A 14,340-nucleotide genomic window follows, 5' to 3' on the forward strand; every position below is an offset into this window, starting at 1 on the left:
CAGTACTCATGAATAATCAACCTTCAGCCGCACCTTCTTGCGCGCCATCGTCACGGGTTCGGGGCAACGAGGTCCGATTGCGTCCAACTCGTGCGTTGCGCCGCAGAATAAAGCACTCATCAATAATCAACCTTCAACCAATTCGGCCAGCAATGATACTCACGGCGAAAAAATAATCAAACCACGGGGCGGTTATGCAGCATATGCTACCAAAATGTGAACTAGCTCTACCCAGGCTTCGCTCGATGAGTAATATAAAAATTGAATCATATTCAACAAGGAGGTGTGAATATGCAGGTCTCCTACGGCAGATTGCAAGCCTACGCAGGCATGGGGTTCTTGTCGTTCGCCATGATAGTGCTGGGCAGCCCGATCGGTAATACCGGTACCTGGTTCGGCTCCATGGTGATGATAGGGCTGGGGCTCTGGATCGAGCTCAGCGACTACTACGACGAGGATGAGGACGAGAACGATCCCTCCTGAGAGCCTGGCTCTCGGCACTCAAAGGCGGACGATGTCCGCCTTTGTCATTTCTGCTCCGCGCCGGAACGGGTCGAGCGCATGGCGCGCTCCAGCTGCTGCGCCGTCTGCTCGGGGTTGGCCCTGGCGTCGTTGAAGAAGCTGCTCAGCACATCCATGATCCCCTGGCGCATGTTGGTGGGCACCGCCATCCCCTCCGCCATGCTGGGCAGCAGGTTATCCTGTTGCTCGGCGTGGAGGAAGTCCCGATAGGAGCGGATGGCGCAGCGATCGAACTTGCTCATGTCCGGCTTGATGAGTGCCGGGATGGAGCCCTTCACCCTGTTGAACGCTTCCTGGAAGCGCGGTGTCATCAACAGCCTGGCCAGCTCGCCCTGGGCCTGCAACTGGGCGGGATCCCGCTGCTTGAACATGGCGATGGAGTCGAGGTTGTAGCTGAACAGCCCCTGGCTGCCCGGGCTTGGCAGGCACTCGATATCCTCGCCGGGGCGGTAGTTGCCTGCACTCAGCTCTCCCTTCACCCAGTCCCCCATCACCTGCATGGCGGCACCGCCGCTCTCCAGCAGGTTGGTGGCCTGGTGCCACTTCAGGCCGGCGTATTTCTCGGGTACATAAGCGCGCAACTGCTGGAAGCGGGTCAGCACCCGCACCATGTCGGGGCCGGTCAGGGTGGCGCTGTCCTGTTCGAGGAAGGCCTTGCGATAGAAGGTCTTGCCCCCTTCGCCGAGGGCCACCGTTTCGAACAGCACCGCGATTTGCCAGGGTTCATTGCCGATGGCGAGGGGAGTGATGCCCTGCTCCTTGAGCTTGTCCGCCACCGCCACGAACTTAGCCCAGTCGGTGGGGGGCTTGAGCCCCTGTCGCTCGAATACCTTGCGGTTGAGCCACAGCCAGTTGACCCGGTGGATGCCGGTGGGGACCGCCATCAGGGCGCCGTTCTGGCTGAGGGTATCGCGCACCATGGGGGGCAGCTGAGGGTACCAGCCGAGGTGCTCGGCCATGGGGGTGAGATCGCGCAGAAAGCCCAGGCTGCCCCACTCGTGCAGCTCGAACCCCTTGAGGTGGGCCGCCTCCGGCGGGTTGGCCGCCAGGGCCCGGCTCTTGAGCACCGTCATGGCGCTCTTGCCGCCCCCCCCCTGTACTGCGAAGTCGTTCCACTGGTTGCCCTGTTCGGCCCACTCGGACTTGAGCACTTCCACGGCCCTGGCCTCGCCGCCGGAGGTCCACCAGTGCAATACCTCCACCTGGGAGGCACAAACGGGCAGGGAGAGCAGGGCGATGACAGAAAAAGACAACCACTTCATACATTACTGCCTTGGTAGGGAGAGGGTGGCCTGCAGGCCGCCCTGGGGGCGATTTTCCAGCACCAGGTCGCCGCCGTGGGCGTGGGCTATGTTGCGGGCGATGCCAAGGCCCAGCCCGGTGCCGGCGGCATCGGTGCTAAGGCGGTAGTAGGGCTCGAAGATGCGCTCGAACTGATCGTCCGGCAGACCGGGCCCCTCGTCCATGATGAAGAGGATCAGCATCTCCTCGTCATCCATGATGATGATGCGCACCTTCTGGCCGTACTTGATGCCGTTGTCCACCAGGTTGCCGATGCAGCGCTTGAGGGCCAGCAGCTTTCCGCGATAGGGCCACTTGCAGTGGCCCTCGATGGTGAGCAGATCCTCGTGCAGGTTCATGGCCTCGGCCATCTGCTCCAGCAGGGCGTTGACGTCGATCTGCTCAAGGTTCTCGTGAATGTCCGTCTCTTTGACCGTCTGCAGCGCCCCTTTGACCATCAGCTCCAGCTCGTCCAGGTCCTTGTTGAACTTGGCGATCTGCACCTCGTCGTCCAGCAGTTCGACCCGCAGTCGTAGCCGGGTGATGGGGGTCTTGAGGTCGTGGGAGATGGAGCTGAAGAGGCGCTCCCGATCGTCGATGAAGCGGCGAATGCGCTGCTGCATGATGTTGAAGGCGCGGGTCGCCGCTACGATTTCGGAGGCACCCTCCTCCTTGAGGGACGGCTGGTCGATGTCCTTGCCGAGGTTGACCGCCGCCTTGGCGAGGCGACGCAGGGGGCGGGTCTGCCAGCGCACCAGCATGAAGGTGAAGAAGCAGAGGAAGACCGTCATCAGGGCGATGAAACGCACCTGGTTGCTCGGCATCACGGTGTCATCCAGCGTCATGTAGGGGGCGGGCAGCAGGGCCGCCAGATAGAGCCACTCCCCCGGTTCTATCTCGATCTGGGTCACCAGCACCGGCGGATTGATGGGCTCCAGCGACAGGGTGTAGCGGGCCCAGGAGGAGGGGAGATCCGCCAGTAGGGTGTCGTTGTTGAAGACGTGCAGCTCCTCGGGGCGGGAGAAGTCCACCTTGATCGCCATGGCGTCGGAGAGTTTGCGGCTGAGCACCTCCTGCACCTCTTTGAGCACCAGCGTCTTGCGCTCGCTGTCGGGGATGGCGCTGATGTGGATCTCTTCCTCGTTCAAGGAGACGAAGAAGCGGCTGCCCCCCATGTTGCGCAGCTGGTCCAGCGCGATGTGGCGGTATTGCAGGGGCAGGGACTTGAAGAAGTTGACGGTGGAAGCCGCCGACAGCGCCAGGTTGCGGGTGGTGCTGAGCATGCCCTCCAGCTCCCGCTTCTGGATCTGTTGCATCCAGATGCCGGTGAGGATGGTCTGGGAGAGCAGGATGGCGAGCAGCAACAGCAGCAGCATCCGCGACAGCAGGGAGCGGGGCACCAGGGCCCGCCAGAACTTCTGCCCCGTCATGGCAGCGTGTGTCTCTTGTCGATCAGCATGGGGTGCTTACCTCTGTGCCTTGCCGTTGCCCCGTGATGGGTCTCTCTTCTGCCCGTTCAAGGTCTCGCCGTAGCGTCTGTCTGTTACGGGATCTCGTGGACTTCGGCGATCAGCATGTAGCCGCTGCCGCGAATGGTCTTGATGATGCGTGGGCTCTTGCCGTTGTCACCCAGCTTCTGGCGCAGGCGGCTGATTTGCACATCGATACCGCGCTCCATGGGCAGGCTCTCGCGACCGCGGGTGGCGTCCGAGATGGTATCCCGGTCCAGCACCACGCCGGGCTGCTGCAGGAACATGCCGAGCAGCAGGGCATCACTGCCGGAGAGATCCAGCAGGCTGCCATCTTCGTGGGTCAGCTGGTGGCTCAGGGTGTCCAGGGTCCACTCGGCGAAGCGCAGCCGACGGCTCGGTTCCTTCTCTTTCTCCGGCTGGCGGAATTCGGCGCGGCGCAGCAGCGCCTTGATGCGGGCCTGCAGTTCGCGCGGGCTGAACGGCTTGGCGATGTAGTCGTCGGCGCCAAGTTCCAGACCGATCACCCGGTCAGCCTCGTCGGAGGCGGCGGTGAGCATGATGATGGGTACCTGGGAGTCGCGGCGGATCTGCTGGCAGAGGGTAAAGCCGTCGTCGCCGGGCATCATGATGTCCAGAATGATGAGGTCCGGGCTGTGCTGGGCCAGTTGTTGGCGCATCTCGTTCCCTTCAGCCGCGGTCAGTACCTCAAAACCGGCCCGGGTCAGGTACTCGTTGAGCAGCTCGCGGATCTCCCGATCGTCGTCGACGATAAGCAGTTGTTTGCTCGTTGACATATGTATGTGCATCCACCCATTTTTTTGTGCAGATTGAACCTGTCGGGGGAGCAAAAAGCAAGCAAGCCCCCCCTCTAATGTGAAGTTATGGGCAATATAGCCTCAGGATTGGCCCCGATCGCGGGAAAAGAATAAAAAAGGCCGACCCAAACGGGCCGGCCAACACGCAGATTCCGACGGCAGGAGCGCACCCCGTGTGGCGCGTTCCACAGACTCGACAGCAGGGTCGGCAGGCCGACCCGGTATTCGTGATGGGGCCGCTGTGCCGGGAAGCAGGGCCGCCTTCTGTCTGTTGTTGCCGCCCCGAGGCGGCGTCCCTGATCGGCGAGCGGTCAGGGGAGATTCACTTACACCCGTTCGAACACGGTTGCGATGCCCTGACCCAGGCCGATGCACATGGTGGCGACTCCCAGGGTGGCGTCCTTCTCTTCCATCAGGTTGATCAGGGTGGTGGAGATGCGGGCACCGGAGCAGCCGAGCGGGTGACCCAGGGCGATGGCGCCACCGTTGAGGTTCACCTTCTCATCCACCAGGTCTTGCAGACCCAGATCCTTCACACAGGGGAGGGACTGGGCGGCAAACGCCTCGTTCAACTCGAACAGATCGATGTCGCCGATGGTCAGACCGGCCCGTTTGAGCGCCTTCTGGGTGGCCGGCACCGGGCCGTAACCCATGATGGCGGCGTCGCAGCCGGCGATGGCCATGGCACGTACCTTGGCGCGAGGCGTGAGGCTGAGGGCCTTGGCGCGATCCGCGCTCATCACCAGCATGGCGGCGGCGCCATCGGACAGGGCCGAGGAGCTGCCGGCGGTAACGGTGCCGTTGACCGGATCAAACACCGGGCGCAGCTGGCTCAGGGTTTCTACCGTGGTCTCCGGGCGGATCACCTCGTCATAGTCGTAGAAGAAGCGGGCGCCGCTGGCGTCATGGCCTTCCAGCCCGACGATCTCCTTGGCAAAACGGCCTTCCACGGTGGCGGCGTGAGCGCGGCGGTGGGAGCGGGCGGCAAACTCGTCCTGCTGCGATCGGCTGATGCCGTGCAGCTTGCCGAGCATCTCGGCGGTCAGCCCCATCATGCCGGAGGCTTTCGCCACCGACTTGGCCATGCCGGGGTGGAAGTCGACGCCGTGGCTCATGGGCACGTGGCCCATGTGTTCGACGCCGCCGATGATGAAGATATCCCCATCACCTACCTGAATGGCGCGGGAGGCATCATGCAGCGCCTGCATGCTGGAGCCGCACAGGCGGTTGACGGTGACTGCCCCCACCTGCTTGGGAATGCCGGCCAGCAGGGCGGCGTTGCGGGCGATGTTGAAGCCCTGCTCCAGGGTCTGCTGCACGCAGCCCCAGTAGATATCCTCGATCTCGTTCGGGTCGAGGTTGGGGTTGCGCAGCAGGATGGATTTCATCAGGTGCGCGGACAAGTCTTCTGCACGCACGTTGCGGAAGGCGCCGCCCTTGGACCGGCCCATGGGGGTCCGGATACAGTCGACAATGACTACGTCTTTCATGAATGGATCTCCTTTCCGCAATCAGTAGAAGGTGTTGCCCTGGGCGGCCATCTCACGCAAGCGGTCGCTGACGCGGTAGAGCGGGCCCAAGTCGGCATACTGGTCGGCCATGGCCACGTAGCGATCCAGACCGATAGTGTCCAGATAGCGGAACACGCCGCCGCGGAAGGGAGGGAAGCCCAGACCGTAGACCAGCGCGATGTCGGCTTCGGCTGGCGTGGCGACTATGCCCTCTTCCAGACAGAGCACCACCTCGTTGATCATCGGGATCATCATGCGAGCAATGATGGCGTCCTTGTCAAAGTCCTGCTTCGGCTTGGCGATGGGGGCCAGCAGCTCGTAGCTGGCTGCGTCGGCCACCTTCTTCGGCTTGCCCTTCTTGTCCTGCTCGTAGGCGTAGAAGCCCTTGCCGTTCTTCTGACCGAAGCGGCTCACTTCGTACATCACGTCGATGGCGGTGCGGCCTTCCTTGCTCATGCGTGCCGGGAAACCCTGCGCCATCACGTCACCGGCGTGGTGGCCGGTGTCGATGCCGACCACGTCCAGCAGGTAGGCGGGGCCCATGGGCCAGCCAAACTCCTTCTCCATCACCTTGTCGACGGCGGCGAAGTCGGCGCCATCGGCGACCAGCTTGTTGAAGCCGAAGAAGTAGGGGAACAGCACGCGGTTCACGAAGAAGCCGGGGCAGTCGTTGACCACGACCGGGGACTTGCCCATGGCGGCGGCGTAGGCCACCACGCGGTTGATGGTTTCATCGGAAGTTTGCTCGCCGCGGATGATCTCCACCAGCGGCATGCGGTGCACCGGGTTGAAGAAGTGCATGCCGCAGAAATTCTCGGGGCGCTTCAGTCCCTTGGCCAGCAGGGAGATGGGGATGGTGGAGGTGTTGCTGGCGAGCACGGCGTCTTCGCCGATGATCCCTTCCACTTCACTCAGCACGGCCGCCTTCACTTTCGGGTTCTCGACCACGGCTTCGACCACCACGTCCACATGCTTGACGTTGTCATAGCTGAGGGTCGGCGTGATGGCGGAGAGCACCTGGCCCATCTTGATGCCGTCGATGCGACCGCGCTCGAGCTGGCCGTTGAGCAGCTTGGTGGCCTCATTCATGCCAAGTGCCAGCGCCTTCTCGTTGATGTCCTTCATCACCGCCGGGATGCCTTTGCTGGCAGACTGGTAGGCGATGCCGCCCCCCATGATGCCGGCACCCAGCACGGCGGCATGGCCGGTGGCCTTGTTTGCCTGCTTGGCGGCCTTCTTGGCCAGCGCCTTGATGTGTTGATCGTTCAAGAAGATACCGACCAGCGCCTTGGCCACGTCGGTTTTCGCCAGCTTGATGAAGGTGGCGGCCTCGGCGGCCAGCGCTTCGTCACGGCCCATGCCGGCGGCGGCTTCCACCGTCTTCACGGCGGCCATGGGGGCCGGATAGTGTTTGCCCGCCACGGCGGCAACCATGCCGGCGGCGGTGGTGAAGCTCATCATGGCTTCCAGTTTGGAGAGGCGCAGCGGCGCTTTCTTGGCTGCACGGCGGCCCTGCCAGTCCAGCTTGCCCTTGACCGCGTCCTTGATCATCTGCACGGCGGCGCTGTGCAGCGCGTCCGGGGCGACCACGGCGTCGATGGCGCCCACCTTGAGGGCGTCATCGGCACGGTAATCCTTGCCGGTGGTGATCCACTCCAGCGCGTTGTCGGCACCGATCACCCGCGGCAGACGGACAGTGCCGCCAAAGCCCGGCATGATGCCGAGCTTGGTCTCGGGTAAGCCGATTTTGGCGCTGGTGTCGGCCAGACGGAAGTCAGTGGAGAGGATGGTCTCGCAGCCGCCGCCCAGAGCATGGCCCTTGATGGCGGAGAGGGTGGGCACGGGCAGATCTTCGATGGCGCTGAAGATGTCGTTGGCCTTCTTCAGCCAGCCGAGCAGATCTTCCTGCGGCAGATCGAACAGTTCCAGGAATTCGGTGATGTCGGCGCCGACGATGAAAGCGTCTTTGCCGGAGGTGAGGATCAGACCCTTCAAATCGGCTTGTTGCTGTAATGCGGCGATCGCTTCGCTCAGGGAGAGCAGGGTAGCGCGATCCAGCTTGTTGACTGAACCCGGGGCATCAAACCTCAGTTCGGCAATGCCGTCTTCGAGGTAGCTGACCGTCAGGGTTTCGCCTTGGTAGATCATGAGAGTGTCTCCTTGTTCCCACTCTGTGGGGAATGGTGCTCCTTTATCCCCAGCAGGGGGCGAGGCTCACTATTGATCCAAAAGGAGACATTTTCAACACCTATTTAAAACATTTGTTTAACAGTTGTCGAGTAAAAGCTCTTCATCACAAAACGGGCAAAAAGAGGCGCCTTGCGGCGCCTCCGATGGAGATGAGCGTGGTATCAACTGGCCAGTTCCGGCCGATTGCGATACTGGTTCAAGACCTCGGGATCGGCGAGGGCGTGGGTATTGTTGACGGGGCGGTTGTGCACCACTTCCCGCACCGCCAGCTCTACTATCTTGCCGGACTTGGTGCGGGGGATGGCATCCACCTGCAGGATGCGGGCAGGCACATGACGGGCGGTGCAGTGCTGCTTTATTTGCTGGCGGATCCGCTCGCGTAGCGGCTCATCCAGCTTGCAGCCCGCCTTGAGCTTGACGAACAGCACCACTCGCTCGTCCTGTTTCCATTGCTGGCCGATGACGATGCTCTCCTCCACCTCGTCCAGCTGCTCTACATAGCGGTAGATCTCGCTGGTGCCGATGCGCACGCCGCCCGGGTTGAGGGTCGCGTCGGAGCGGCCGTAGAACAGAATGCCGCCGGTCGGGGTCAGCTCGATCCAGTCCCCGTGGCACCAGATGTTGTCGAACCGCTCGAAGTAGGCGGCGTGGTATTTGTCGCCGTTCTCGTCACCCCAGAAGTAGATGGGCTGGGCCGGGAAAGGCTTGGTGCAGACCAGTTCGCCCTTTTCCCCCAGCACCGGCTGGCCCGCCTCGTTGAATACCTGCACCGCGAGACCAAGGCCGCGCCCCTGGCTCTCGCCGCGATAGACGGGGCTCAAGGGGTTGCCGATGACGAAGCAGGAGCAGATGTCGGTGCCGCCAGAGATGGAGCTGAGCTGCACATCCTGCTTTATCTGCTGGTAAACGTAGTCAAACCCCTCCGGCGACAGCACGGATCCGGTGCTGCAGATCAGCCGCAAGGCAGGCAGGTCGTGGGTCTTGATGGGGGCATAACCCTGCTTGTGCAGCGCATCGAGATACTTGGCCGAGGTGCCGAACAGGGCGACCTCTTCGTCCCGTGCGAGATCCCATAACACGTTGCCATCCGGGTAGAAGGGGGAACCATCGTAGAGCACCAGAGTGGCGCCGGAGGCGAGGGCGCTCACCAGCCAGTTCCACATCATCCAGCCACAGGTGGTGAAGTAGAAGATGCGCTCCCCCGGCTTGATGTCGCAGTGCAACTGGTGCTCTTTCAGGTGTTGCAGCAGGGTGCCGCCAATGCCGTGCACGATGCACTTGGGTTTGCCGGTGGTACCGGAGGAGTAGAGGATATAGAGCGGGTCGTTGAAGGCCATGGGCTCGAAGGCGAGCTGGGCATCATGCTGGCTTGCCAGCAGTTGCTGCCAGTCGTGACCAAGCTGCAGCGGGTTGCCGAGCAGAGGGATCAGCACCGTCTGCTCTATGCTGTCGAGCTGACCGACGACGCTGGCCACCTTGTCCTGAATGTCGATGGCCTTGCCGCCGTAGCGGTAGCCATCCACCGCGAACAGCACCCTGGGACGGGTCTGGCCGAAGCGCTCCACCACGCTGGCCTCGCCAAAATCGGGGCTGGTGGAGGTCCAGATCGCGCCGAGGCTGGTGGTTGCCAGCATGGCCACCACGGTTTCCGGGATATTGGGCAGGTAGGCTGCGACCACATCACCCCGGCCTATGCCCTGGCTGCGAAGCCACTGGGCCAGGCGGGCGACCTGATCTGCCAGCTGATGCCAGCTCAGGGTCCGGCTTGGGGCCCCTTCGATGCGGGAGATAATGGCCGGGCTCTCATCCTGACGGCGCAGCAGGTTCTCGGCGAAGTTGAGCTGGCTGTCGGGGAACCAGCGGGCGCGCTGCATCTCCTGGCGGTTCTCCGCCACAATGTTGCCAAGTTCGCCCTTGACGCCGCAGTGCTGCCACACCAGGGGCCAGAAGCGGGTGGTCTTCTCCACCGACCATTGATACAGGTCGGCATAGCTGCGCAGTTGCAGACCATGGAAGTGATTGACCTCGGCCATGAACTGGTGGAGGTTGGAGTGCTGCATCCTGTCCTGATCCGGTGTCCACAGACAAAGGTTTTGCATGAGTCGTTCCTGACGGCTGATATCTACTGTCTGTGGGCAGTGTATTGAATTGTTCTTTGTTTGTTAATTGTCTGTTTTATCCTCATAACAAAAAGCCTGTAACCTATGCGTTACCTCACGAAGCGAAAGCCGGGTGGCTCGAGCCTTGATTCGCTTGATGTTATGCTGAAGTCACATTCGCCCGGAGCAGGACGCCATGAGCAGTTACAGCCAACTTTTTGCCCAGCATCTCGACACCCTTCAGCAGCGTACCCGCGACATCCTGCAACAACAGGGTCTTGGCGGTCTCGCTATTCACTCCGGCCAGACTCATCGCATCTTCCTCGATGACCAGGATTATCCCTTCAAGGTGAATCCCCAGTTCAAGGCCTGGTTGCCGGTGCTGGACAACCCTCACTGCTGGTTGCTGGTGGACGGGGTGAACAAGCCGGTGCTGCTGTTCTACCGGCCGGTGGACTTCTGGCACAAGGTGGCGGAGTTGCCCAACGCCTTCTGGGTCGATTTCTTCGACATTCGCTTCCTGACTCGCCCGGAGCAGGTTGCCGATCATCTGCCGGCCAACAAGCAGGAGTGGGCCTATCTGGGCGGCCATCTGGAAGTGGCCGAGCTGCTGGGACTGGGCCAGCCCAATCCGGAGGCGGTCCTCAACTACCTGCACTACCACCGTGCCTACAAGACGCCCTATGAGCTGGAATGTCTTCGCGATGCCAACCGCATCGGCGTGCGCGGCCACATCGCTGCCAAGGACTCCTTCATGGCGGGGGCGAGCGAGTTCGAGATCAACCTGGCCTACATGAAGGCGGTCGGACAGGGGGCCAATGAGGCGCCCTACGGCAACATTGTTGCCATCAACCGCAATGCGGCCATCCTGCACTACACCCATCTCTCCACCCAGCGGGTGCCGGATGCGGAGCGTTACTCCTTCCTCATCGATGCCGGTGTGGACGTGCACGGTTATGCCTCCGACATTACCCGAACCTGGGCCTGGCGCCGCGGTGAGTTCGCCGATCTGATTGCTGCGCTGGATGCACAGCAACAGGAGATCATCGACGAGATCAAGCCGGGCCGCCGCTACAGCGAGCTGCACCTGCAGATGCACCACAGGCTGGCGCGCCTGCTGCAAGCCACCGAACTGGTAGACATGTCGGTGGACGAGATGATCCACACCGGGGTGACCAATGTCTTCTTCCCCCACGGTCTCGGTCACTTCCTCGGCCTGCAGGTACACGATGCCGGCGGCTTCATGCAGGATGAGCGCGGCACCCACCTGGCGGCCCCCGAGCAGTTCCCCTATCTGCGCTGCACCCGGGTGATGGAAGTGGGTCAGGTCTTCACCATAGAGCCGGGTCTCTACTTCATCGACAGCCTGCTGGAGCCGCTGCGCCAGGGTGAGCAGGGCAAGCGGATCAACTGGAACAAGGTGGAGGCGCTGCGTCCCTATGGTGGCATTCGCATCGAGGACAACGTGGTGCTGCATGCCAACGGGGTGGAGAACCTGACCAGACAAGCAGGGCTCTGATGGCGACGGATTACCCCATACCTGCAGCCCCGCTGGAGGTGAGCGAAGAGATCAAGAAGAGCCGCTTCATTACCTACGTCGCCCACACTCCGACCGTCGAGGCCGCCAAGGCCTGGATAGACGAGATCAAACAGCAACACCAGGGAGCCCGGCATCACTGCTGGGCTTTTGTCGCCGGCGCCCCGCAAGACAGCCAGGTTTATGGTTTCAGTGATGATGGCGAACCCTCGGGCACGGCGGGCAAGCCCATGCTGGCCCAGTTGATGGGGGCCGGCCTTGGCGAAGTCGCCGCCGTGGTGGTGCGATATTACGGTGGCGTGCTGCTGGGGACCGGTGGCCTGGTCAAGGCCTATGGTGGTGGTGTGGGGGCAGCACTCAAGCAACTTGAAACCTGTATCAAGCGTCAGCTGACCTCTTCCGTGATCCAGTGTGACTACACCGACATGGGGGCCGTGGAGTCACTCATCTCTGTCCATCAAGGGCAGTTGCTGGTGGCCGATTATGGTGCCAGCGTCACCCTTCAGGTAGCGTGGGAGTCTGCGCTCTGGGCCCGTATCGCACAGGAATTGACCGACCGGACCCAGGGTCGGGTATCCCTTCGTCCCTTAGATGGCTAGAATCCATCGCTCTTTTAGTCTGAAGAGGGAGCCGGAATGCAGATTCTGAGCATCATTCGTATCGTCGGTCTGCTGGTTGCCCTGTTCAGCTCGACCATGCTGCTGCCCGCGATGGTCGCTTTTGGGTATCGTGATGGCGGTGGTACCGAGTTCGTCAACTCCTTCGTCATAGCCCTCCTGCTCGGCCTCCTGCTCTGGTTTCCCAACCGCCATCAGAAAAAGGAACTCAGGTCCAAGGAAGGCTTCCTCATCGTGGTGCTGTTCTGGGTGGTGCTGGGGAGCGTGGGTGCCGTCCCCTTCATCATCAGCGACGTGCCGAACATGTCGGTCTCGGAGGCATTTTTCGAGTCGTTTTCCGGCCTGACTACCACGGGCGCAACGGTGCTGACCGGGCTGGACAATCTGCCCAAGGCGTTTCTCTTCTACCGCCAGCTGCTGCAATGGCTCGGTGGCATGGGGATCATCGTGCTGGCGGTGGCCGTGCTGCCGTTGCTCGGCATCGGGGGCATGCAGCTCTATCGCGCCGAGATCCCGGGGCCCGTCAAGGACAACAAGGTGACCCCGCGCATCGCCGAGACGGCCAAGGCGCTCTGGTTCATCTATCTGTTGCTGACCTCCCTCTGCGCTCTCGCGTACTGGATGGCGGGGATGACGTTGTTCGATGCCATCTGCCACTCCTTCTCCACCTTGTCGGTTGGGGGGTTCTCGACCCACGACGCCAGCATCGGTTTCTTCGACAGCCCGGCCATCAACCTGATCACAGTGGTGTTCCTGTTGCTGGCGAGCGTCAACTTCGCGCTTCACTTCATGGTGTTTGCCCATAAGCCGGTGCGCGTGAGCAGCTATCTGCGGGACTCCGAGCTCAAAGTGTTTCTGAGCATCCAGTGCGTGCTGGTGCTGATCTGTTTCGTCTCTCTGCTGTTCCACGGTCATTACGCCACCTGGCAGGAGGCGCTCAACCATGGCCTGTTCCAGGCGGTGTCGCTGGGCACGACCACCGGCTACAGCACGACCAGCTATGCGGAGTGGCCCTCCTTTCTGCCCATGCTGTTGATGTTCTCCGCCTTCATCGGCTGTTGTGCCGGCAGTACCGGGGGAGGCATCAAGGTGATGCGCTTCATGATCCTGTTCCTGCAGGGGATGCGTGAACTCAAACGGCTGGTGCATCCGCGGGCCATCTACACCTTGAAGCTGGGGCGGCGTGCCGTACCGGAACGGATCGTGGAAGCGGTCTGGGGCTACTTTGCCACCTACATCATCCTGTTCTTCATCTTCATGTTGTTGCTGCTGATGACGGGGCTGAACGAAGTGACGGCCTTCTCCGCCGTGGCTGCGGCATTCACCAACGTGGGGCCGGGTCTGGGGGAGGTGTCGGCCAACTTCGGCAATATCTCGGCCACTGCACAGTGGATATTAATCGTGGCCATGTTGTTTGGTCGATTGGAAATCTTCACACTTCTGGTACTGTTTACTCCTGCATTCTGGCGTAGTTGAGGTTGGTATGGACAAGATTTTGGTGCTTTATTCTTCCCGGGACGGGCAAACACGGAAAATCGTGGATGTCATGCTGGAGGAAATATCAGGATGCGAAGTGGTGATGCACGACCTGCACACCCTGCCCATGTGCAACCTCAGCAAGTATGCCAAGGTGTTGATTGGCGCTTCCATTCGCTATGGTAACTTCCACCCCAGCCTGCTTAGCTTCATACACGCACATCATGAACAGTTGGAAGTAGCCAATGCGGCGTTCTTCTGCGTGAACCTGACGGCACGCAAGCCCGAGAAGCAGACGCCGCAGACCAACGCCTACATGAAGAAGTTTCTGCGCCTCTCTCCCTGGAAGCCCAAAACTCTGGGGGTGTTTGCCGGGGCATTGCAGTACTCCCGTTACAACTGGTGGCAGACCCGCATCATCCAGTTGATCATGAAGATCACCGGGGGCAGCACGGATACCAGCAAGGATCTGGAATTCACCGACTGGGACAAGGTGCGCGGCTTTGCCCGTGAATTTTGGTCAAAAAAGTAACAGTGACGTCATTCAGAGCGGCCAGAGCCCTGCGTAAGCAGGGCTTTTTGTTTGATAAGTAGGCGTTCGAGCCACAAATCGGTAAAAAGGACTATTTTTCGCAAAATAGCCCTTGTCATCCCGGCGCGGCTCCCTATAATGCGCCCCTACCAGCACGGCGGACCACGCCAACCTGATGAGCCAGCTTCCTAGCGAAGTGGGCGCCGAAAGAAAAGCGAAAACAACCGCTTGACTTTCGAAGTGAGGAGCGTAAGATGCGCCTCCTCAACGCGATAAGCGTGACGCTCT

At 61.5% G+C, this 14,340-nt stretch carries 11 protein-coding genes and 1 pseudogene; 5 read left to right on the top strand and 7 right to left on the bottom strand.

Annotation, left to right across the window (positions count from 1 at the left end):
- Positions 1 to 24: 24 nt before the first annotated feature.
- Positions 25 to 120, bottom strand: a pseudogene (locus AB5Y47_RS00750) (sulfurtransferase TusA); the annotation flags it as partial.
- 171 nt (positions 121 to 291) lie between these two features.
- On the opposite strand from AB5Y47_RS00750, the gene AB5Y47_RS00755 reads away from it, so the two are divergent.
- Complete coding sequence (locus tag AB5Y47_RS00755) at positions 292 to 483, top strand: hypothetical protein (protein ID WP_010672410.1); 192 nt, start codon at positions 292 to 294, stop codon at positions 481 to 483.
- 44 nt (positions 484 to 527) lie between these two features.
- Here the strand turns inward: AB5Y47_RS00755 and AB5Y47_RS00760 are convergent, their stop codons facing one another.
- The 6 genes from AB5Y47_RS00760 to AB5Y47_RS00785 form a co-directional block, all read right to left on the bottom strand.
- Positions 528 to 1,784: an ABC transporter substrate-binding protein gene (locus AB5Y47_RS00760; RefSeq protein WP_279961888.1), complete on the bottom strand. Its 1,257-nt coding sequence runs from the start codon at positions 1,782 to 1,784 to the stop codon at positions 528 to 530.
- A 3-nt stretch (positions 1,785 to 1,787) separates the two neighbouring features.
- The gene (locus AB5Y47_RS00765) at positions 1,788 to 3,233 is read right to left on the bottom strand and encodes an ATP-binding protein (RefSeq protein ID WP_010672412.1); all 1,446 of its coding nucleotides are present in this window, start codon (positions 3,231 to 3,233) and stop codon (positions 1,788 to 1,790) included.
- Between the two features lie 113 nt (positions 3,234 to 3,346).
- Positions 3,347 to 4,069, bottom strand: a complete 723-nt coding sequence (locus AB5Y47_RS00770) for a response regulator (protein WP_010672413.1) — start codon at positions 4,067 to 4,069, stop codon at positions 3,347 to 3,349.
- 347 nt (positions 4,070 to 4,416) lie between these two features.
- A complete protein-coding gene (gene fadA, locus AB5Y47_RS00775; RefSeq protein WP_368219607.1) occupies positions 4,417 to 5,601 on the bottom strand; it encodes an acetyl-CoA C-acyltransferase FadA in 1,185 nt (394 codons plus the stop codon).
- Positions 5,602 to 7,749, bottom strand: coding sequence for a fatty acid oxidation complex subunit alpha FadB (gene fadB / locus AB5Y47_RS00780; protein ID WP_368219609.1), 2,148 nt, complete (start codon positions 7,747 to 7,749; stop codon positions 5,602 to 5,604). It abuts the gene before it with no gap.
- Positions 7,750 to 7,952: 203 nt separating this feature from the next.
- Positions 7,953 to 9,890 (bottom strand): acetoacetate--CoA ligase, encoded by a 1,938-nt coding sequence (locus tag AB5Y47_RS00785; protein ID WP_049636381.1) that lies wholly within the window; start codon positions 9,888 to 9,890, stop codon positions 7,953 to 7,955.
- 196 nt (positions 9,891 to 10,086) lie between these two features.
- On the opposite strand from AB5Y47_RS00785, the gene pepQ reads away from it, so the two are divergent.
- From pepQ to hemG, 4 genes are read left to right on the top strand one after another with little or no spacing between them, the layout of a single operon-like run.
- A complete protein-coding gene (gene pepQ, locus AB5Y47_RS00790; protein ID WP_236275690.1) occupies positions 10,087 to 11,409 on the top strand; it encodes a Xaa-Pro dipeptidase in 1,323 nt (440 codons plus the stop codon).
- Positions 11,409 to 12,026 (top strand): YigZ family protein, encoded by a 618-nt coding sequence (locus AB5Y47_RS00795; RefSeq protein WP_368219610.1) that lies wholly within the window; start codon positions 11,409 to 11,411, stop codon positions 12,024 to 12,026. The genes pepQ and AB5Y47_RS00795 overlap by 1 nt, the downstream gene beginning before the upstream one ends.
- A gap of 36 nt (positions 12,027 to 12,062) precedes the next feature.
- On the top strand, positions 12,063 to 13,520 hold the full coding sequence (locus AB5Y47_RS00800) for a TrkH family potassium uptake protein (protein ID WP_048209300.1): 1,458 nt from the start codon (positions 12,063 to 12,065) through the stop codon (positions 13,518 to 13,520).
- Positions 13,521 to 13,527: 7 nt separating this feature from the next.
- On the top strand, positions 13,528 to 14,052 hold the full coding sequence (gene hemG / locus AB5Y47_RS00805) for a menaquinone-dependent protoporphyrinogen IX dehydrogenase (protein WP_029313439.1): 525 nt from the start codon (positions 13,528 to 13,530) through the stop codon (positions 14,050 to 14,052).
- The last annotated feature ends 288 nt before the right edge of the window (positions 14,053 to 14,340 follow it).

Source organism: Aeromonas sp. R7-2, from assembly GCF_040908105.1.
GTDB classification, from domain to species: domain Bacteria; phylum Pseudomonadota; class Gammaproteobacteria; order Enterobacterales; family Aeromonadaceae; genus Aeromonas; species Aeromonas caviae.

Bases quoted from the DNA above. Each gene is read 5' to 3' on its own strand.
- hemG (WP_029313439.1), top strand. From the start codon at position 13,528: ATGGACAAGATTTTGGTGCTTTATTCTTCCCGGGACGGGCAAACACGG.
- AB5Y47_RS00785 (WP_049636381.1), bottom strand. From the start codon at position 9,890: ATGCAAAACCTTTGTCTGTGGACACCGGATCAGGACAGGATGCAGCAC.
- pepQ (WP_236275690.1), top strand. From the start codon at position 10,087: ATGAGCAGTTACAGCCAACTTTTTGCCCAGCATCTCGACACCCTTCAG.
- AB5Y47_RS00795 (WP_368219610.1), top strand. From the start codon at position 11,409: ATGGCGACGGATTACCCCATACCTGCAGCCCCGCTGGAGGTGAGCGAA.
- AB5Y47_RS00755 (WP_010672410.1), top strand. From the start codon at position 292: ATGCAGGTCTCCTACGGCAGATTGCAAGCCTACGCAGGCATGGGGTTC.
- AB5Y47_RS00765 (WP_010672412.1), bottom strand. From the start codon at position 3,233: ATGACGGGGCAGAAGTTCTGGCGGGCCCTGGTGCCCCGCTCCCTGCTG.
- fadB (WP_368219609.1), bottom strand. From the start codon at position 7,749: ATGATCTACCAAGGCGAAACCCTGACGGTCAGCTACCTCGAAGACGGC.
- AB5Y47_RS00760 (WP_279961888.1), bottom strand. From the start codon at position 1,784: ATGAAGTGGTTGTCTTTTTCTGTCATCGCCCTGCTCTCCCTGCCCGTT.
- AB5Y47_RS00800 (WP_048209300.1), top strand. From the start codon at position 12,063: ATGCAGATTCTGAGCATCATTCGTATCGTCGGTCTGCTGGTTGCCCTG.
- AB5Y47_RS00770 (WP_010672413.1), bottom strand. From the start codon at position 4,069: ATGTCAACGAGCAAACAACTGCTTATCGTCGACGACGATCGGGAGATC.